Here is a 19510-nt window from a genome sequence, read left to right on the forward strand (position 1 = left end):
TGCGGCGCATGAAGCGAGAGCTGCTGCGCCCGGCGGGGCAGGGGGACACTGGGGAGGCCGATGCGGGCTTGGCCCGGGTGCTCGCGGCCGGCCGTGACGGGGGTCGGATCGATCCGGCGGCGCTTGCGGTGGCGCTACGCGGGGCGCGGGTGTTCGTCGGTATCGAGGCACAGCGGACATCCGTGGATGAGGCCACCGGTGCTGACCGCAGCAGCGAGATGGCGCTGATCACACTGCGGACGGCCGCCGGCGCGAGCGCCCTGCCGATCTTTTCCAGCGTGGCGAGCCTCGCCGCCTGGCGGCCCGAGGCGCGACCGGTGCCGGTGGCCGCGCCCGACGCCTGGGCGGAGGCGACGCGCCAAGGCCTTGGCGCCGTGGTAATCGACGTTGCCGGTCCGCACCCCGCCAGTGTGGAGCTACCGCCCTCCGGCGGTCGGCCATCGGCGGACGACTCGCGATCTGCGGACGATTCGCGACCTCCTGGTTACCCGGGGTCAGTCGCTGCTCGACGGCCAGCCGGCGGATGGCGCCAGGCAAGCACGGTGGAGTTGCCCGGCCAGCAGGCGCCCGCCGCGGCTTCGGAGCCGCACCCGCGACCCGTGGAAGATCCCATCGACGCGTGGCTCACCGCGCTGCGGCCATGGACGGGAACCGACGGGCTGCTGGCACCGCAACGGGTGCTGGCTGCCCTTCGCGCGCTCGCGGCACCGGTCGTGGCCTGGCCAGCGCAGCTCACCGGGCCCGAGACGTCTGCGGAGCCGGGCTCGTCCGCCGGGCCGGGTACGCCGGATCCGTCTGCCGTGCCCCGCGGGCCCGTTCTGCTGGGCGCCACGCGGCCAGTGCTGGTCGTGGCGCCGCGGGGACGGGCCGGGCGGCGCCAGGACGGCGAGGCTGCGGCGCGGCGACTGTCCGAGCTGCTCAGATGCACCGATGCCGATGCCGATGCCGTGGGCCTGCGGAGCGCGAGTTCCGACGTCGCGGACGCGGCAGGCGCGAGTCCGAAGGGCGCGGGCCGCGGTGTCGCGGTGCTCCTGATCGAACCGGGCCAGGTGCGCGCGGTGCGCCGCCAACTCGGCCGGGGTCTGCGCGTCTGATCAGAATGCGGGAACAGCCCGCGGCGGCGTGGCGGGGGAGCGCGTGATCGTCGTATGAGCGGCCGTGGTGCTACTCTTGACGGAGACCGAATGCCGGTCGGGTTCCACCTGCCTGACGGTGCCGTCGTTCAGACGGCCCCGGCGGAGGCGCGGAGCCTGTCTGGCAGGACCAAGCGGGGGTTCGCCCTCCACCCGATGTTGCCGATGGCGCCGCCTGCGCGGGGTGCCAGGGTCCCGCCCGGCCTTGTGAGAGGCCGCGGGCACGGCGGCCGGGTCGCCGGTCGGCCGAGCCGTGCCCACGGTTGTCGGCCGGGAGTCTGGTGCCACCAGGCTCGGTGCTCCGCTGCGGTGAGGTCATGCCCGCGCGTCGAGCAACGGAGGAACACATCAGCACAGAGTCACGCATCAACGACCGGATCCGCGTTCCCGAGGTGCGCCTCGTCGGCGCGGAGGGCGAGCAGATCGGCATCGTCGCGATCGGCGAGGCCATGCGGATGGCCCAGGAGTCCGACCTCGACCTCGTCGAGGTCGCGCCGACAGCGCGGCCGCCGGTCTGCAAGCTGATGGACTACGGAAAGTTCAAGTACGAGTCCGACCAGAAGCGTCGGGAAGCTCGGAAGAACCAGGTCCAGACCGTCATCAAGGAAATGAAGCTGCGCCCGAAGATCGACCCGCACGACTACGAGACCAAGAAGGGTCACGTTGTGCGGTTCCTGCGGGCCGGCGACAAGGTCAAGATCACCATCATGTTCCGTGGCCGGGAGCAGTCCCGCCCGGAGCTGGGGATCCGTCTGCTGCAGCGGCTGTCCGCCGACGTCGCCGAACTCGGCTACGTCGAGGCCCAGCCCAAGCAGGACGGCCGGAACATGACAATGGTGATGGCGCCGCACAAGGGTTCCAAGCCGCAGCGGCTTCCGGAGCCGGCTGGCCACCTCTGACCAGCACCACCCGTCTGACCAGCACCACCCGGATCTGCGCGCGGGCGGGGGATCCCCGTCACGCGGCGCACGCGTGCCGGTCGTTCGACCACCCACGTCCACCGTCAGGATGTCGACATGCCCAAACAGAAGTCTCACAGCGGCGCGAACAAGCGGTTCTGGATCACCGGAACCGGCAAGGTGATGCGGCGACGTGCCAACCGCAACCACCTGCTCGAGCACAAGTCGAGCCGCCGTACCCGCCGCCTCGACGGCGAGGTCGCGTTGACCAGGGCCGACGAGCGTCGGATCAAGCGCCTTCTCGCTCGCTGAGCGCGCACCCCTGACGATTCCGGCTGCGCCGACCGATCCGGTCACCGCGGCCGGACGCACCCGAACGAAGGAGACAGGTGCCCTCATGGCACGCGTGAAGCGGGCGGTCAACGCCCAGAAGAAGCGCCGCACCGTCCTGGAACAGGCCAGTGGTTACCGGGGCCAGCGCTCCCGGCTGTACCGCAAGGCCAAGGAGCAGATGCTCCACTCGATGACCTACTCCTACCGGGACCGTCGCGCGCGCAAGGGCGACTTCCGGCAGCTGTGGATCACTCGGATCAACGCCGCGGCACGCGCCAACGGCATGACGTACAACCGCTTCGTGCAGGGGCTGAAGCTGGCCGCGGTCGACGTGGACCGCAAGATCCTCGCCGATCTGGCCGTCAACGATGCGGCGGCGTTCGCGGCGCTGGTCGAGGTGGCCCGGGCTGCCCTGGCCGCGGCGCCGGAGCCGAGCGCCGCCTGAGCTCGTCACACGGCCAGGCAGTGACCGCACGCGGGGTCGCTGGCGCCGCTCTCGGGCCGCGGTCGGCGCGGGTGGGCGCGGCTCGACGGCTGCGTCGGCCCACCGAGCGCCGCGAGCAGGGCCGATTCCTGGTCGAGGGCGCGCAGGCAGTCGGCGCCGCGGTGGCCGCGGGGGCGTTGGTCGAGGTGTTCGTCGGGGTGTCCGCGGCGGCCCGCCACGACGCGTTGCTGCGGTCCGCCGGTGTTCCCGTCCGGGTGGTCACCGATGCGGCGGCCGCGGCGCTGTCGGAGACGGTGACACCGCAGGGTCTGGTCGGTGTCGCGATGCTGCCCGGGCACCGACTCGCGGACCTGGCCAGGCCGAGGCTGGTGGCGGTGTGCGTGGGGCCGAACGATCCCGGTAACGCGGGAACGGTGATCCGCAGCGGGGACGCGGCCGGCGCGGACGCGATCGTGTTCACCGGCGGTGGCGTGGACCCGTTCGGTGGAAAGTCCGTACGTTCGTCCGCCGGTAGCCATTTCCACCTCCCGGTGATCGTCGAGGCCGACCTCGCCACGACGATTGCCGGCCTGCGGGCCCATCGGTGCCAGATCATCGCCACTTCGGGTGCCGCGGAGCGTGACATCGACACCGCCGTGGCCAGCGGCGACCTCGACCGGCCGACCGCCTGGCTGTTCGGCAACGAGGCGCACGGGCTTGACCCCGCGGGTCTGGCCGCCGCGGACGCGACCCTGCGGGTCCCGGTGTACGGTCAGGCCGAGTCCCTGAATCTTGCGGTTGCGTCCGCCCTGTGCCTGTACGCGTCTGCGCGGGCACAGCGGCGGGAGCGTCAACGTGCCGGTCGAGTCTGCTCGGCTGGCACGAGCCCAGCACCACGCGCAGGACCGGACACCGCGGGGGCGGGCACAGACGCAAGGGCGGGTACAGAGAACGGCCGGTACTGACGGCACCGGAGGAGGTGGTCGACGGTGGTGAACACCATCGCGTCGACATCCGCCTCCCAGGGGCCGACCAGCACCGCCGATCCGGCACCAGGCGAGGCCATGACTGCTGACGATGAACCCGCCGGTCCGGCCACGCTGGACGGGCCCCTTCCCGCGGCGGCCTTCGACCTGCTGCCTGACGCCGTCGTCGTGACCGACGCGTCCGGCACGGTCGAGGTGTTCAACCGTGCGGCGACCCGACTGATCGGCCTGGCCGCGCCCGGCACCGTCGGCCGGCATGTCACCGAGGTGCTGCCGTTGCTCGACGAGCGCGGCAACGATTGGTGGGAGTGCTCCGCACCGAGCCGTCACCTGCCCCGGGTCATCGGTCAGCCCGAGCGGCGCCTCACCTACGCCGGTCCCGACCAGGACCGTGACTTCCACGTCACCGTCCAGTTCACCCGGATCGCCGGCCGTCTTGCCCGGGTGTGCCTGGCGTTGCGGGATACCTCCAGCCGTGAGCGGCTCGAGCGCAACCGGGCCGACCTCGTCGCGACCGTCGCCCATGAGCTGCGTTCACCGCTGACCAGCGTGAAGGGATTCACCGCCACCCTGCTGGCGAAGTGGGACCGGTTCACCGACGAGCAGAAGAAGCTCATGCTGAACACGGTCAACACCGATGCCGACCGGGTCACCCGTCTGCTCGCCGAGGTGCTGGACGTCTCCCGGATCGACTCCGGGCGCATTCAGGTCCGCAAGCAGGTCGTCGACCTGGCCGCGAGGCTGCGGGCCGTCGTCGAGGGCAAGATCGCTTCTGGTGCGGCCGAGCCCGACCGGTTCGTCCTGCGCGAGGAGGGCGAGCTGCCGGAAATGTGGGTCGACCCGGACAAGATGGAGCAGGTGCTGCACAACCTGGTCGACAACGCGCTGCGCCACGGAGCGGGTACAGTCACCGTGGTTCTGCGTGGCGACGAGACAGGCACGGAGGTGAGCGTGTCCGACGAGGGTGAGGGTGTCCCCGAGGCGAACGCCACCCGGGTGTTCACCAAGTTCTGGCGCGGCGCCAGCCGTGGTAACGGCACCGGTCTCGGTCTCTATATCGCCAAAGCGCTGATCGAGGCGCACAGTGGCACGATCTCGGTCGGCAGGGCTCCTGGCGGTGGCGCCGAATTCCGATTTTTTGTGCCCGCCGGTGGACCGGTGTTCGGCTGAGCGTCCGGCACAGCTGAGCATCGCCGAAGTCCATCGGCGGGCGCCCCGGGCACCATCCGCCGCACCCGCGGCCCCTCGCCCGTGCCGTGTATCACCCGGCCAGGCGAGCTTCGCCCGGAACACCGATACGAGGATGAGCACCGTGTCCGCCCCTGGAGAGACAGTCGACCCGTCCCGGGTCCAGGCCCTCGATCCCGATCAGCTCGCCGCGGCCGTCGCGGCGGCGCAGAAGTCCATCGCCGGCGCCGCCGACCTGGCCGCGTTGGCCGTGGTGCGCACCGCCCACGTGCAGGGCGACTCCGCCCCGCTGGTCCGCGCCCGCCGGGAGCTCGGCGCCCTGCCGCGCGAGGAACGCGCCGACGCGGGCCGGCGGCACAACGCCGCCCGCGCCGAGGTACAGGCCGCGTTCGAGGCCCGCCTGGCCGAGCTCACCGCCGAGCGGGACACCCGCGTGCTGCGTGAGGAGCGCGTCGATGTGACGCTGCCACCCGCGCGGCGCCGCCGCGGCGCCCGTCATCCGCTGAGCTCCCTGTCCGACCGCCTCGTCGATGTGTTCGTCGCCATGGGCTACGAGGTCGGCGAGGGACCCGAGGTCGAACATGACTGGTTCAACTTCGAGGCCCTGAACATGGCCCCCGACCATCCCGCCCGCAGCGAGCACGACACGCTCTACGTCGAGCCCGTCGGATCCGGCCGGCTGCTGCGTACCCACACGTCCCCGGTGCAGATCCGCTCGCTGCTCGCCCGACCGCTGCCCGTCTACGTGGTCGCCCCGGGGCGGACCTACCGCAACGACGCGATCGACGCGACCCACTCGCCGGTGTTCGCTCAGCTGGAGGGCCTTGCCGTCGACGAGGGCATCACCATGGCCGACCTGCGTGGAACGCTCGCGACCTTCGCCGAGGCCCTGTTCGGTGCGGGGCTGTCCACCCGGCTGCGCCCGTCCTACTTCCCGTTCACCGAGCCGTCCGCCGAGCTTGACGTGCAGTGCTTCGACTGCCGGGGCGAGGCGGCCCGTCAGCCTTGCCGGGTCTGCTCCGACGAGGGGTGGATCGAGCTTCTCGGCTGCGGCATGGTCGACCCGAACGTGCTGCGCGCGGCCGGTGTCGACCCGGCCCGTTACAGCGGCTTCGCCTTCGGGATGGGTCTGGAACGTGCCGCGATGATCCGGTACGGCGTCCGTGAGATCCGCGACTTCGTCGACGGGGACGTCCGTTTCGGCCTCCCGTTCGGAATCGAGGACTGAAGCCATGCTCATCGTGATGTCCTGGTTGCGCGAGTATGTCCCCGGCCTGCCGCCGTCGCGGGCGATCGCCGACGCGCTCATCCGGGCCGGCTTCGAGGTCGAGGGCCTGCGGGCCGTCGGCGGGGACGTGTCCGGCGTGGTCGTCGGCGAGATCATCGGCTTCGAGCCGGTCGAGACGAAGAAGAAGACCGTGCGCTGGTGCCAGGTCCGTGTGGCCGGGGGCGGGGCCATCAGTGACGGGGCCACCGGGGATGAGAGCACCGGGGATGGCGCGGCGGTCCGGGGGATCATCTGCGGAGCGCTCAACTTCGCCGTGGGGGACCGGGTCGCGGTCGCGCTGCCAGGTGCCGTACTGCCGGGCGGCTTCGCCATCACCGCCCGCAAGACGTACGGGCATCTCAGCGAGGGCATGATCTGCTCGGCGCGCGAGCTCGGCCTTGGCGACGACCACGACGGCATTCTCGTGCTGCCCCCGTCGACCCCGCTGGGCGCGGATGTCGCTTCACTGCTCGAGCTGGCCGACGAGGTGCTAGACATCGCCATCACGCCCGACCGTGGCTATGCCCTGTCCGTGCGCGGCATCGCCCGGGAGGCGGCGACCGCCTTCGCGCTGCCCTTCGATGATCCCGGTCTGGTCGGTGACCCCGGTCTGGTCGATGAGCCTGGTCTGGTCGACAGCCCCGGTCTGCCCCCGGCGGTCACGCCCGATTCCGGTGGACCGGGCGGGTCTGGCGGGTCTGGCGGGGCGTCGGCGTATCCCGTGCTCGTGGAGGACACTGCCGGTTGCGATCGGTATGTCGCCCGCGTGGTCACCGGCGTCAACCCCGCGGCGGCGACTCCGATGACCTGGGCGCGCAGGCTGGCTCTGGCCGGGATGCGGTCGATCTCCGTGCCGGTGGACGTCACGAACGCGGTGCTGCTCGGCCTTGGCCAGCCGCTGCACGCCTTCGACCGGGCGAAGCTGCGCGGCCCGATCGTCGTGCGCCGCGCCGCCCCCGGCGAGACGCTGCGGACTCTCGACGACGCCCTGCGGACGCTGGACCCCGAGGACCTGGTGATCGCGGATGACTCCGGCCCGATCGCGCTCGCCGGGGTGATGGGCGGTGCCAGCACCGAGATCTCGGCGACGACGACCGAGATCGTGCTGGAGTCCGCCCACTTCGACCCGATCAGTGTCGCGCGCACCGCCCGGCGGCACCGCCTGTCGTCCGAGGCTTCGCGCCGCTTCGAACGCGGCGTCGACCCGGCGCTTGCCCCGGTGGCCGCCGCGGCCGCCGTCGGCCTGCTCGTGGAGCTGGCCGGGGCCACAGCCGGGCCGGGCGTCACCGACCTGGACCATCGGCCGGCGGCCACGACCGTGTCGTTGCCCCTCGGCGAGGCGGAACGGCTTGCCGGGCGGCCCTATCCTCCGCAGACGGTGCTGCGCCGGCTGGCCGACGTCGGCTGCACCCTCGCCGGCCATACCTCTGCCGGCGGCTCCTCCGCTGGCCATACCTCTGCCGGCCGTACCTCTGCTGGCGCAGTCGTGGACAGCGTGGACGGCGCCGTTGACCGTGAGGAGGTCCTCGCGGTCGTGGCCCCGTCGTGGCGTCCGGACCTGACCCGTCCGGCGGACCTCGTCGAGGAGATCGTCCGGTTGGAGGGCTACGACACGATCCCGGTGACGCTTCCCCGGCTTCCCGCCGGTCGGGGGCTCACCGCGGCGCAGCGGATGCGCCGCACCGTCGGCCGGGCACTCGCCGGTGCCGGCTATGTCGAGGTGCAGACGCTCCCGTTCGTGCCCGAGGACGCTCCCGACGCGCTGGGCCTCGCTGCCGACGACCCGCGGCGCGCGGTCGTGCGGGTCGCGAACCCGATCGCCGAGGACGCGGCCTACCTGCGAACCACCCTGCTGTCCGGGCTGATCGCCGCCGCCGGACGCAACCTGGGCCGCGGTCAGCAGGATCTGGCGCTGTTCGAGACCGGCCTGGTCTTCCGGGAGCGGCCCGGCGGCCCGGCGCCGGTCACCGCTCCCGCGGTGGACCGCAAGCCCTCCGCCGACGAGATCACTGCCCTGGACGCCGCCCTGCCCGAGCAGCCGCGTCATCTCGCCGTCCTGCTTGCCGGTCGGTCCGAGCCGGCCGGTTGGGCGGGACCGGGCCGGGCGGTCGACTGGGCGGACGCGGTCGATGCCGCGCATCTCGTCGCCGAGGCGCTCGGGCTCACGCTGACCGTCGCCGCTGGTGAGGCCATGCCGTGGCATCCGGGTCGGTGCGCTGCTCTCTCGCTCGACGGGCGCCTGGTCGGATACGCCGGTGAGCTGCACCCGCGGGTGCATGGCGGCGTTGGCCTGCCGGCGCGGACGGTGGCGATGGAACTCGACCTGGACGCGCTGCTCGCGGTGGCCGAAGCGGCCCCTCCGGTCGCGGCGCCGACGATCTCCACCTATCCGCCGGCTGACCGGGATGTGGCACTCGCCGTCCCGGTTCAGGTGCCTGTGGCCGACGTGACCGCGGCGTTGCGAGCGGGAGCCGGCGCGCTGCTGGAGTCGCTGACCCTGTTCGATGTCTTCGAAGGGGAGCAGGTCGGGCCGGGACAGCGCTCGCTGGCGTTCGGGCTGCGGCTGCGGGCCTTCGACCGGACGCTGACCGCCGCCGAGGCCAACGCGGCCCGCGATGCCGCGGTCGCCGTCGCCGCCGACCGCCTCGGCGCCTCCCTGCGGGCCTAGGGTCCTTCTCGCGGATCATGCTGGTCCAGCACAGTAGACCGGCCGGTTCCCGCTCGAATCCCCGGCCGGTTCCGCCCGATTCCGCCCGATCCCCGGCCCGGCCCGGCTCCGACCACGTCCTCGGCGGCACGCGCACCGTCCGACGTATCGCGTGGCCGGCGTTCCGCGTGGCCGGCGTTCGGCGTGGCCGGTGGCCGGTGCCCGCCATGCCGTCACCGTCAGCTCCTTTCGTCACGACCAGCGAGCCCTCTCGCCACCGCCGACCCGCTACCGCCATCCTCGCCACTGTGCGTGATGACGGATCGGCCCCGGAAAACCTTCGTGTCGCTTCTACCGGGTTACGAAGGGACAAATAGGACGGAGAACCCGGTAGAAGCGACATCCCCGCTCCTCAGTAGCGCCGTCACCCCTGAAAGTCATCACGGACAGCGAGATTCACCGGGTGAACTCGGCCGCGAGCCGGAGATCCACGAGAAGCGACCTGGCCACCTTCCATCTCCGGCCTGCGGGTCCGGCCACCTCCCGACCCGCCGAGCGGCCGTGTGCCCAAGCTGAAAAGTCATTGCATGATCATGCGGTCGAGTGTATAAATTCTCGCATGGGAGTGACGGCGGCGGTGGCGGGAGCGAGTGGCTACGGCGGCGGGGAGCTGCTGCGCCTGCTGCTCGGTCATCCGGAGATCGAGATCGGCGTGCTGGCGGCGAACACGTCCGCCGGCCTGCCGGTGACGGACGTGCACCTGAATCTGCCGGACCTTGAGGAACGAGTCTTCGCCGACACGGCCGCCCTTGCCGAGAGCGAGGCGGACATCGTCTTCCTCGCACTGCCGCATGGGCAGTCCGGGGCGGTCGCGGCGGCTCTTCCGCAGGGTGTTCGCGTGGTCGACCTCGGCGCCGACCACCGGCTGACCGATCCAGCGGCCTGGACGCGTGCCTATGGCGGTGAGCATGCCGGCGCGTGGACGTACGGCCTGCCCGAGCTGCCCGGTGCCCGCCCACGTATCGCGGCGAGCGTCCGGGTCGCGGCGCCCGGCTGTTACCCGACCGCCTCCACGCTCGCCCTCGCGCCCCTGCTGGCCGCCGGTCTGGTGGAGCCGCTGGACCTCGCGGTCGTGGCTGCCAGCGGCACGTCGGGCGCGGGCCGCTCGGCCAAGGCCAACCTGCTCGGCAGCGAGGTGATGGGCGACCTCACCGCCTATAAGGTCGGCACCCACCAGCACCGCCCCGAGATCGTCCAGGCGCTGTCCGGCGTTGCGGGGCAGCCGGTCACGCTCTCGTTCACGCCGGTGCTCGCTCCGCTGCCCCGCGGCATCCTGGCGACCTGCTCGGGACGCGCCGTCCCCGGCACCGACGCGGACGCGGTGTATGAGGCGTTGCGGGCGGCATATGCGGGGGAGCCGTTCGTGCGGGTGCTGCCACCCGGGCGCTGGCCACGGGCGGCAGCGACACTCGGTGGCAACGCCGTGCACCTGCAGGGCACGTACGACGCCGAATCTGGGCGGGCGATCGTCGTGTCCGCCATCGACAACCTCGGCAAGGGCGCGGCCGGCCAGGCGCTGCAGTGCGCCAACCTCATGCTCGGCCTGCCCGAGAGCGCAGGGCTTACCGCCCAGGGGATCGCGCCGTGATGACGCTGTTGCCGATCCAGCCGTCCGCCTCCATCACGTGCGCGGGAGAGCAGTTGTGAGCGTCACCGCCCCACGGGGTTTCCGCGCCGCCGGCGTGGTGGCCGGGCTGAAACCGTCCGGGAAGCCGGATGTCGCCCTTGTCGTCAACGACGGTCCGGTCGACGCGGCCGCCGCAGTGTTCACCCGCAACCGGGTGCAGGCCGCCCCCGTGCTCTGGACCCGGCAGGCCCTCGCCGACGGGCGGCTGCGTGCCGTCGTGCTCAATTCCGGTGGTGCCAACGCCTGCACCGGACCGGGTGGGTTTGCCGACACCCACGCCACCGCCGAGCACCTGGCCGGCGCACTCGGCATCGGCGCGGGCGACGTCGCGGTCTGCTCCACCGGGCTGATCGGCGTCCGGCTGCCCATGGACCTGCTGCTCGGCGGCATCACCAGCGCCGTGGCCGGCCTTGACGCGGACGCGGGCGGCGCGCGGGCCGCCGAGGCGATCCGGACTACCGACACTGTCCCGAAGATGGCAGTACGCACCTCGACGGCCACCCCCGGCGTGACGGTGGGGGCGATGGGCAAGGGCGCGGCGATGCTCGCCCCGTCCCTGGCCACCATGCTCGTCGTCATCACCACGGACGCGGTGGCCGATGCCACCACCCTGGCGCATGTCGTGCGCGAGGCGTCGCGGGTGAGCTTCGAGCGGGTTGACTCCGACGGGTGCCTGTCCACGAACGACACCGTGCTGCTGCTCGCCTCCGGGGCCTCCGGGGTCACGCTGCCCCCGGCTGAGCTGACCGCTCTGGTCGCCGATGCGTGTACCGACCTCGCCCAGCAGATGCTCGGCGACGCCGAAGGCTCGACGAAGACCATCGCGATCACCGTTGTCGGGGCCGCCAGCGAGGCCGACGCCCTGGAGGTCGGCCGGGCCGTCGCGCGTAACAACCTGCTCAAATGCGCGTTGTATGGCAAGGATCCGAACTGGGGGCGAGTGCTCGCCGCGGTCGGAACAACCCAGGCGGCGTTCGAACCCGACGCGCTGGACGTGTCGATGAACGGCGTGCAGGTCTGCCGCGCCGGCGCGCCCGGCGAGGACCGCGACCTCGTCGACCTGTCCGATCGGCGGATCGACATCCTCGTGGACCTGCACGCGGGCAGCGAGGAGCTCACCGTGTGGACCAACGACCTGACCGACGGCTACGTCTACGAGAACTCGGCGTATTCGACATGACCAACATCGCTTCCTCCGCGTCGCCGCCCGTGGACGGTGCCCCGGCCGGGCACCGGGGTCCCTCGGCCAGTGCCCGTGGGCACGCCGCGCTGGCCAAGACGCAGGTGCTCATCGAGGCACTGCCCTGGCTGTCGCGGTTCCAGGGCGCGACGATCGTCGTCAAGTACGGCGGCAACGCGATGACGGAGCCCGCGTTGCGCGCCGCGTTCGCCGCCGACATCGTGTTCCTGCGCTATTCGGGGCTGCGGGTCGTCGTCGTGCACGGAGGTGGCCCGCAGATCACCGCGCACCTCTCCCGCCTCGGCGTCGAATCGACCTTCGTGGGCGGCCTTCGGGTGACTACCCCCGAAACCATGGAGGTCGTGCGGATGGTGCTGCTCGGCCAGGTCAACCGGGACGTCGTGGGGCTCGTCAACGACCACGGTCCGTTCGCGGTCGGCCTGTCCGGCGAGGACGCGAACCTGTTCACCGCCCGGCGCTCCCCGGCGCTCGTCGACGGCGTGCCGGTCGACGTCGGTCTCGTCGGTGACATCGTCGAGGTCCGCGCCGAGACCGTCGACGCGCTGCTCAACTCCGGGAAGGTGCCCGTCGTCGCGTCCGTAGCCCGCGGAATCGACGGCGGCGTCTACAACGTCAACGCCGACACCGCCGCCGCCGAACTCGCAGTCGCCCTCGGCGCGACCAAACTCGTCGTTCTCACCGACGTCGAAGGTCTGTACGCGGACTGGCCGACCAGCGACGAGGTGCTCAGCGAGCTGACCATCACCGAGCTTGAAGCACTTCTGCCCACCCTCGCGTCCGGCATGATTCCCAAGATGGAGGCCTGCCGGCGGGCGGTGCGTGGCGGTGTCCCGCAGGCGCACGTCCTGGACGGCCGGGTCCCGCACGCCATCCTGCTCGAGATCTTCACCGACGACGGTATCGGCACGTTGATCACTCCAGAGGTCGATGACGCCGGTGAGCCGGCCCCCCACCAGACCGGAGACAGGCCATGAACGCCGATCTGCTCACCCGCCGGGACGCTGTGGTGATGGCGACCTATGGCCGCCCGGCGCTGTCTCTGGTGCGCGGACGAGGTACGCGGGTCTGGGACGACGCCGGCCGTGAATATCTGGACCTGCTCGGCGGCATAGCCGTCAGCGTGCTCGGCCACGCCCATCCGGCCATTCGGGCCGCCGTGGTCGCGCAGTTCGACACGCTCGGACATGTGTCGAACCTCTACGCCAACGAGCCGCAGGTACGGCTCGCGGAACGCCTCGTCGAACTGCTCGGCGGGCAGTCCCCGTCACCGGGCCTGCCCGCCGGCGGCGCGAAGGTCTTCTTCGCCAACTCGGGTGCCGAGGCCAACGAGGCTGCCATCAAGATCGCTCGGCGTACCGGGAGACCGGAGATCATTGCCGCCGAAAACGCCTTCCATGGCCGCACGCTCGGCGCGCTGTCGATCACGGGCCAGCCTGCCAAGCGCGCCCCGTTCGAGCCGCTGCTGCCCGGTGTGCGCTTCGTCCCCTACGGAGACGCGGCGGCGCTGCGCGCCGCGGTCGGTCAGCAGACCGCGGCCGTGTTTCTGGAGCCGACTCTCGGCGAGGCAGGGGTCGTGCCGCCGCCACCCGGCTACCTGGCCCAGGCGCGGGCAGTCTGCGACGCCGCCGGCGCGCTCCTGGTCTTCGACGAGGTCCAGAGCGGCATCGGCCGGACCGGCGCGTGGTTCGCCCACCAGATCGCGGGTGTGCGTCCCGATGTCGTCACGCTGGCGAAGGGACTGGGCGGTGGGCTGCCGATCGGCGCCTGCATCGGCATAGGTGCCGCGGCCGACCTGCTGCGCCCCGGCGACCACGGCAGCACGTTCGGCGGCGGGCCGATCGTCTGCGCGGCGGCGCTGGCGGTGCTGGACACGATCGCCGCTGAGGGTCTGCTCGAGCATGCCCGCACGCTCGGGGACCGGCTGGCGGCCGGAATCCTGGATGCCGCGTTGCCCGGCGTCGTCGGCGTGCGGGGACCGGGCCTGTGGCGGGCGATCGAGCTCGACAGTCCGTTCGCCCCGGCGGTCGAGTCCGCCGCCCGGCAGGCGGGCTACCTGGTCAACGCGGCCGTGCCGACCGCGGTGCGGCTGGCACCTCCGCTCATCCTGACCGATGCCGAGGTCGACGGCTTCCTCGCCGCGTTGCCCGGCATCGTCGCCCAGGCACGGGGAACCGTCGGCCAGGCCGGCAAGGAGACGGACCTGCCCGGTCAAGGATCTAAGGTCAGCGCATGACGGCCCGACACTTCCTGCTCGACACCGACCTGACCTCCGCGGAACAGGCCGCCGTACTCGACCTGGCCGACGGGTTCAAGGCCCGGCGGCGTACGCCGGGGCCGGCCGACCGGCCGCTGGCCGGCCGCTCGGTGGCGCTGCTGTTCGAGAAGCCCTCCACCCGCACCCGGCTGTCCTTCGACGTCGGTGTCGCCGAACTCGGCGGTCACCCCGTCGTCATCGACACGGTCAGCACCCAGCTGGGCCGTGGCGAGACGATCGAGGACACCGCGGCGGTACTCAGCCGGTATGTCGATGCGATCGTCGTGCGGACCTTTGCCCAGGAGCGGCTCGAGCGGCTCTCCGCCGCCGCGTATGTTCCCGTCGTCAACGCCCTGTCCGACCACGCCCATCCCTGCCAGGCGCTCGCCGACCTGCAGACCATCCGGGAACAGCGGGGCACCCTGGCCGGTCTCACCCTGACCTACCTGGGCGATGGCAACAACGTGGCCCATTCACTGCTGCTCGCCGGCACCCTGGCCGGGATGCGTGTGCACGTCGCCTCCCCACCCGGATACGAGCCGTTCGAGCAGGTCGTCCGGCACGCGAACGAGATCGGCGCTGCCACCGGCGGGGAGGCCCTGGTCATGCACGACGCGCTGGAGGCCGCTGCCGGCGCCGACGTGCTCTACACCGACGTCTGGGCCTCGATGGGTCAGGAAGGCGAGACCGACAGCCGGTCGCTGGTTTTCCAGCCCTATCGGCTGGACGAAAAAGTGGTTGAGGCTGCCCGGCCGGACGTCCTGGTCATGCACTGCCTGCCGGCACACCGCGAGCTGGAGATCGCAGGCTCTGTGATCGACGGCCCGCGCTCGGTCGTGTTCGACCAGGCCGAGAACCGCCTGCACGCGCAGAAGGCACTGCTCTCGTTCCTGTTCGCGCCCGACTCGGCCGCGGTGGGCATCTCGCGATGAACGCCGTCGAGGCCGACCCGGGAACTGGCACCGCCGCGGGCCCGTGGCAGGCTGCGCCGCTGACCAAACACGCCCGGCAGGCCCGGCTGGCTGCGGTCATCGGCCAGCGTTCGGTGCGGTCACAGGCGGAGCTTGCCCGGATACTCGCCGGCGAGGGCGTGCAGGTCACCCAGGCCACTTTGTCCCGTGACCTGGAGGAGATCGGTGCGACGAAGGTGCGTGGCGTCGATGGTGGCCTCGTCTACGCCGTCGAACGGGACCTCGCCCCGCCGGAGACCATCCGCCTGCCGCTGACCCGGCTGTGCGAGGAGCTGCTCGTCTCAGCCGAGGCAAACGGCGACCTCGTCGTGCTGCACACTCCGCCCGGCGCCGCGCAGCTGTTTGCCTCCGCGCTCGACCGTGAGGCGATGCCGGCGATCATGGGCACGATCGCCGGAGACGACACGGTGCTCGTCGTCTGCCGGGCCGCCCGCCCGGCAGACGACGGCGCCCCGCCCGGCAGCAGCCTGGCCGCGGGTGACCTGCCCAGTGCTGGCGCCCAGCGGCGCCGCATGCCGCCGGGTGGCGTCATGCCAATGGGCGGCTCTGCGCTGGCGGCGTACCTGCTCTGGCTCGCCGACGGACGAGAGCGGTCCGTGCCGCCATCCGTCCCCAGCACGACCGGCCCCGAGCCCGGCTGAAACCGTCCCACCCCATAGCAGGCCCACCCCATAGAAGGAGTAAGTCCGTGACCGAACGCGTCGTGCTTGCCTACTCGGGCGGCCTCGACACGTCCGTGGCGATCGGCTGGATCGGCGCCGAGACCGGTGCCGAGGTCGTGGCGCTCGCGGTCGACGTCGGCCAGGGCGGCGAGGACCTCGAGGCAATCCGGCAACGCGCCCTCACCTGTGGCGCCGTCGAGTCGATCGTGGTCGATGCCCGGTCCGAGTTCGCCGAGTCCTTTGTCGCCCCGGCGATCCGTGCCAATGCGTTGTATATGGATCGCTATCCGTTGATCTCGTCCCTGTCGCGACCGATCATCGTCAGTCATCTGGTGGCGGCCGCTCGCGAGCACGGTGCCGACGCGATCGCGCACGGCTGTACCGGCAAAGGCAACGACCAGGTGCGGTTCGAGGTCGGCGTGTCCGCGCTCGCTCCCGGGCTGAAGGTGCTCGCGCCCGTCCGCGACTCGGGCATGACCCGCGACAAGGCGATCGCCTTCGCCGAGGAGAGGGGACTGCCGATCGACGTGTCGAAGCGGTCCCCGTACTCCATCGATCAGAATCTGTGGGGACGTACCGCCGAGTGCGGCATCCTCGAGGACCCGTGGGCGCAGCCGCCGGAGGACGTCTTCGTCTACTCGGCCGACCCGACGGTCGCCCGTACCCCCGACGAGGTCACGATCTCGTTCACCGACGGCATCCCCACCGGGCTGGACGGGCGGGAACTGTCGCTGACCGAGCTGGTCGCCGAGCTCAACACCCGCGCCGGTGCGCACGGGGTCGGCCGGATCGACCTGATCGAGGATAGATTGGTCGGGATCAAGAGCCGGGAGATCTACGAGTGCCCGGCAGCGATCACCCTGCTCACCGCGCATCGAGACCTGGAGGACCTGACGCTCGAGCGGGACGTCGCCCGGTTCAAGCGCGGCGTCGACCAGCGCTGGGGCGAGATCGTCTATGACGGCTTGTGGTACTCGCCGCTCAAGGCCGCTCTCGACGCCTTCGTCGACTCGGCGAGCGCCGGGGTCTCGGGGGATGTTCGGCTGCGCCTGGCCGGCGGTGTCGCGCAGGTCGTCGGCCGGCGCAGCCCGGCAAGCCTCTATGACCACGCCCTGGCCACGTACGACGCTGGTGACCAGTTCGACCAGACCGACGCACGCGGCTTCATCGAACTCTGGGGCCTGCCCAGCAAGGTCTGGGCAGCTCGCGAGCAGCGGTTGAACCCGTGACCTCGACGGATCCCGCCGCCGGCGCCCCGGCGCCGGCGGCGTCCGGACCGACTGCTTCGACCCCGCCTGACACGGGGACGCCCGATCCCGCGGTGGGTGGCCCGCCGATGCGGCTGTGGGGGGGCCGGTTCGCCGGTGGCCCGGCCGAGGCGCTCGCCCGCCTGTCGGTGAGTGTCCAGTTCGACTGGCGCCTGGCGCCCTACGACCTGCTTGCCTCGAAGTCGCACGCGGGCGTGCTGCATCGGGCCGGCCTTCTCGACGACGGCGAGTTCGCCGCGATGCTCGCTGCTCTCGACGATCTCGCCCAGGCCGCCGCGAGCGGGGCCTTCCGGCCCACCGTCGAGGACGAGGACGTCCACACCGCGCTGGAACGTGGTCTGCTGGAACGGCTTGGCACGCTCGGCGGGAAGCTGCGCGCCGGCCGCAGCCGCAACGACCAGGTCGCCACCGACCTGCGGCTGTACCTGCGCGACCACGCCCGCCAGGTCGCCACTCGGCTCACGGAGCTGTCGCAGGCCCTGGTCACCCTGGCCGAGCAGCACGTGGAGACCCCGGCCCCGGGCATGACCCACCTTCAGCACGCCCAACCGATCTCCTTCGCCCACCAGCTGCTGGCGCATGTGCAGGCGTTCGTCCGTGACACTGACCGGCTGCGGGACTGGGATGCCCGGGCCGCGGTCAGCGCGCTGGGGGCGGGCGCCCTCGCCGGTTCCTCTCTGCCGCTGGACCCGCGAGGGGTTGCCGCGGAACTGGGGTTCGACCGGGCGTTCGAGAACTCGCTCGATGCCGTGTCGGACCGGGACTTCGCCGCGGAGTTCCTGTTCGTGGCGGCGCTCATCGGGGTGCACCTGTCCCGGCTGGGTGAGGAGATCGTCCTGTGGACGACGCGCGAGTTCGGCTGGGTGGAGCTTGACGATGCCTTCGCCACCGGCAGTTCGATCATGCCGCAGAAGAAGAACCCCGACGTGGCAGAGCTCGCCCGGGGCAAGTCCGGCCGGCTCATCGGCGGGCTCACCGGTTTCCTCGCCACCCTCAAGGGCCTCCCACTCGCCTACGACCGGGATCTGCAGGAGGACAAGGAGCCGGTCTTCGACGCCGTCGACACCCTGCTGCTCGTGTTGCCGGCCCTGACCGGCACGGTGGCGACGATGCGGGTGCGTCGGGAGCGGCTCGCCGCCGCCGCACCCGATGGGTTCGCGCTTGCCACCGACGTCGCCGAGTATCTGGTGCGGCGCGGAGTGGCGTTCCGCCAGGCGCACGAGGCGGTCGGCCAGCTCGTCTCCTGGTGCGTGGCGCACGACGTCGACCTGGACGAGGTCAGTGACGACGACCTCGCCGTCATCAACCCGCTGCTCACGCCGGACGTGCGTGGGGTGCTCTCGGTGGCCGGAGCCCTGCAGGCCCGCTCCGCCCCTGGCGGAACCGCGCCCGAGCGCGTACGGGAGCAGATGGCGGCGCTGCGGCCCGTTCTCGACCAGGACCGTCGGTGGGCGATGGGCTAGGCGCGCCGTCGCCTCGGCCGCTCACAGCCGCCTTCTATGACCGGCCCGTGCTGGCCGTAGCCCCGCAGCTGCTGGGGGCGACGGTCCGGTACGGGCCGATCGTCGTTCGGCTCACGGAGGTCGAGGCCTACGGCGGCGTGGACGACCCGGCCTCCCATGCTGCTCGCGGCCCGACTCCGCGGGCCGCCGTCATGTTCGGTCCACCCGGCCGGGCCTACGTCTACCTGAGCTACGGCGTGCACTGGTGCGTCAACATCGTGTGTGGATCGGTGGGCCAGGCCACTGCGGTCCTGCTGCGGGCAGGCGAGGTCGTCGAGGGGGCCGACATGATCCGCGGCCGCTGGCCGACGCTCGCCCACCGAGACCTCGCCCGCGGACCCGGGCGCCTTGGCCGGGTCCTGGGCGCCAGCGCCGCCCTGACCGGCACACCCGTGACCGGCGGCGGCCCCCTGCTCGTTGAGTCAGCGGCGGCGCCGTCGGTCACGGCGCGATCCGCCGAGATCCGCAGCGGGCCGCGGATCGGCATCCGGGCCGCCACCGAGTGGCCCTGGCGGTTCTGGCTGGCGGCCGATCCGACCGTGAGCGGACCTAGGCGTGGCCAAGACGGCCTCTGAACGCGGGCCCCTGGCACGGGCGCCGTGCGGCTCCGGATCGCTGGGTGGGCCGCGAGCCTGCACTGTCTGCCCTGGTCATGGCCTTGGCGGCGCGGTCCCGACCTGGATCGTCCTGGCCTTGGCTCAGACCTACAAGCCTCGCATATCAGAACATCACTTCAAAGCAGCCCGACGGTGGTGTGATATACGTCACACATCTGAAGCAGGGATTGATTTGACGGCGCCCGTCACCCGCCCGTAATGTTCTCCCTGTCAGCGAGACACGGCGGACGCCGAACAGGCCGGCCGCCCCTCACGGACAGCGAACCTCCTCCGGGAGGTTTGGGGATGGCGAGTGCGAGGCAGCCCCTTCTAGGGAGAGCTGACAAGCATCGCATCACAAACTTGGCAAGTCAGAACAAACCTGCACGGATGAGGGCGCTTCACTGGCGCCCCTCCGGTAAGCGTCTGCTCCTTGAGAACTCAACAGCGTGCCGATTGTCAGTGCCAAATATGTTTTACCCCCTCTTTTGC

Annotated in this window: 17 protein-coding genes; all 17 read left to right on the top strand. The window is 71.8% G+C overall.

Annotation, left to right across the window (positions count from 1 at the left end):
* Positions 1-8: 8 nt before the first annotated feature.
* On the top strand, positions 9-1094 hold the full coding sequence (locus MXD95_RS14015; protein WP_250641050.1) for an SseB family protein: 1086 nt from the start codon (positions 9-11) through the stop codon (positions 1092-1094).
* Positions 1095-1450: 356 nt separating this feature from the next.
* Positions 1451-2032: a translation initiation factor IF-3 gene (gene infC / locus MXD95_RS14020; protein WP_250641051.1), complete on the top strand. Its 582-nt coding sequence runs from the start codon at positions 1451-1453 to the stop codon at positions 2030-2032.
* A gap of 117 nt (positions 2033-2149) precedes the next feature.
* Positions 2150-2344, top strand: a complete 195-nt coding sequence (rpmI, locus tag MXD95_RS14025) for a 50S ribosomal protein L35 (RefSeq protein ID WP_250641052.1) — start codon at positions 2150-2152, stop codon at positions 2342-2344.
* A gap of 85 nt (positions 2345-2429) precedes the next feature.
* Positions 2430-2810: a 50S ribosomal protein L20 gene (gene rplT / locus MXD95_RS14030; protein WP_250641053.1), complete on the top strand. Its 381-nt coding sequence runs from the start codon at positions 2430-2432 to the stop codon at positions 2808-2810.
* A 20-nt stretch (positions 2811-2830) separates the two neighbouring features.
* Positions 2831-3754 (top strand): TrmH family RNA methyltransferase, encoded by a 924-nt coding sequence (locus MXD95_RS14035; protein WP_250641054.1) that lies wholly within the window; start codon positions 2831-2833, stop codon positions 3752-3754.
* A gap of 99 nt (positions 3755-3853) precedes the next feature.
* Positions 3854-4945, top strand: coding sequence for a sensor histidine kinase (locus MXD95_RS14040; RefSeq protein ID WP_250641066.1), 1092 nt, complete (start codon positions 3854-3856; stop codon positions 4943-4945).
* A 142-nt stretch (positions 4946-5087) separates the two neighbouring features.
* Entirely contained in the window at positions 5088-6191 is a 1104-nt protein-coding gene (pheS, locus tag MXD95_RS14045; RefSeq protein ID WP_250641055.1) for a phenylalanine--tRNA ligase subunit alpha, read from the top strand.
* A 4-nt stretch (positions 6192-6195) separates the two neighbouring features.
* On the top strand, positions 6196-8898 hold the full coding sequence (locus tag MXD95_RS14050) for a phenylalanine--tRNA ligase subunit beta (RefSeq protein WP_250641056.1): 2703 nt from the start codon (positions 6196-6198) through the stop codon (positions 8896-8898).
* Positions 8899-9496: 598 nt separating this feature from the next.
* Positions 9497-10525, top strand: a complete 1029-nt coding sequence (argC, locus tag MXD95_RS14055) for an N-acetyl-gamma-glutamyl-phosphate reductase (RefSeq protein WP_250641057.1) — start codon at positions 9497-9499, stop codon at positions 10523-10525.
* A 55-nt stretch (positions 10526-10580) separates the two neighbouring features.
* On the top strand, positions 10581-11744 hold the full coding sequence (argJ, locus tag MXD95_RS14060; RefSeq protein WP_250641058.1) for a bifunctional glutamate N-acetyltransferase/amino-acid acetyltransferase ArgJ: 1164 nt from the start codon (positions 10581-10583) through the stop codon (positions 11742-11744).
* Positions 11741-12739 (top strand): acetylglutamate kinase, encoded by a 999-nt coding sequence (argB, locus tag MXD95_RS14065; protein WP_250641059.1) that lies wholly within the window; start codon positions 11741-11743, stop codon positions 12737-12739. The genes argJ and argB overlap by 4 nt, the downstream gene beginning before the upstream one ends.
* Positions 12736-13998: an acetylornithine transaminase gene (locus tag MXD95_RS14070; RefSeq protein WP_250641060.1), complete on the top strand. Its 1263-nt coding sequence runs from the start codon at positions 12736-12738 to the stop codon at positions 13996-13998. The genes argB and MXD95_RS14070 overlap by 4 nt, the downstream gene beginning before the upstream one ends.
* Positions 13995-14951 carry an ornithine carbamoyltransferase gene (gene argF / locus MXD95_RS14075; protein ID WP_250641061.1) on the top strand — a complete coding sequence of 319 codons (957 nt, stop codon included), beginning with the start codon at positions 13995-13997 and terminating at the stop codon, positions 14949-14951. The genes MXD95_RS14070 and argF overlap by 4 nt, the downstream gene beginning before the upstream one ends.
* A complete protein-coding gene (gene argR / locus MXD95_RS14080; protein WP_250641062.1) occupies positions 14948-15631 on the top strand; it encodes an arginine repressor in 684 nt (227 codons plus the stop codon). Before argF ends, argR begins: the two co-directional genes overlap by 4 nt.
* Before the next feature lie 47 nt (positions 15632-15678).
* The gene (locus tag MXD95_RS14085; RefSeq protein WP_250641063.1) at positions 15679-16881 is read left to right on the top strand and encodes an argininosuccinate synthase; all 1203 of its coding nucleotides are present in this window, start codon (positions 15679-15681) and stop codon (positions 16879-16881) included.
* Positions 16878-18383 (top strand): argininosuccinate lyase, encoded by a 1506-nt coding sequence (gene argH / locus MXD95_RS14090; RefSeq protein ID WP_374122029.1) that lies wholly within the window; start codon positions 16878-16880, stop codon positions 18381-18383. The genes MXD95_RS14085 and argH overlap by 4 nt, the downstream gene beginning before the upstream one ends.
* Positions 18368-18997: a DNA-3-methyladenine glycosylase gene (locus MXD95_RS14095; protein ID WP_308301496.1), complete on the top strand. Its 630-nt coding sequence runs from the start codon at positions 18368-18370 to the stop codon at positions 18995-18997. Before argH ends, MXD95_RS14095 begins: the two co-directional genes overlap by 16 nt.
* The last annotated feature ends 513 nt before the right edge of the window (positions 18998-19510 follow it).

This window comes from Frankia sp. AiPa1 (assembly GCF_023243075.1).
Classification (GTDB): Bacteria; Actinomycetota; Actinomycetes; order Frankiales; family Frankiaceae; genus Frankia.

What these genes read in the sequence shown, in the direction of transcription:
- MXD95_RS14015 (WP_250641050.1), top strand. Translation starts at nt 9, where the DNA reads ATGAAGCGAGAGCTGCTGCGCCCGGCGGGGCAGGGGGACACTGGGGAG.
- infC (WP_250641051.1), top strand. Translation starts at nt 1,451, where the DNA reads ATGCCCGCGCGTCGAGCAACGGAGGAACACATCAGCACAGAGTCACGC.
- rpmI (WP_250641052.1), top strand. Translation starts at nt 2,150, where the DNA reads ATGCCCAAACAGAAGTCTCACAGCGGCGCGAACAAGCGGTTCTGGATC.
- rplT (WP_250641053.1), top strand. Translation starts at nt 2,430, where the DNA reads ATGGCACGCGTGAAGCGGGCGGTCAACGCCCAGAAGAAGCGCCGCACC.
- MXD95_RS14040 (WP_250641066.1), top strand. Translation starts at nt 3,854, where the DNA reads ATGACTGCTGACGATGAACCCGCCGGTCCGGCCACGCTGGACGGGCCC.
- MXD95_RS14050 (WP_250641056.1), top strand. Translation starts at nt 6,196, where the DNA reads ATGCTCATCGTGATGTCCTGGTTGCGCGAGTATGTCCCCGGCCTGCCG.
- argC (WP_250641057.1), top strand. Translation starts at nt 9,497, where the DNA reads ATGGGAGTGACGGCGGCGGTGGCGGGAGCGAGTGGCTACGGCGGCGGG.
- argB (WP_250641059.1), top strand. Translation starts at nt 11,741, where the DNA reads ATGACCAACATCGCTTCCTCCGCGTCGCCGCCCGTGGACGGTGCCCCG.
- MXD95_RS14070 (WP_250641060.1), top strand. Translation starts at nt 12,736, where the DNA reads ATGAACGCCGATCTGCTCACCCGCCGGGACGCTGTGGTGATGGCGACC.
- argF (WP_250641061.1), top strand. Translation starts at nt 13,995, where the DNA reads ATGACGGCCCGACACTTCCTGCTCGACACCGACCTGACCTCCGCGGAA.
- argR (WP_250641062.1), top strand. Translation starts at nt 14,948, where the DNA reads ATGAACGCCGTCGAGGCCGACCCGGGAACTGGCACCGCCGCGGGCCCG.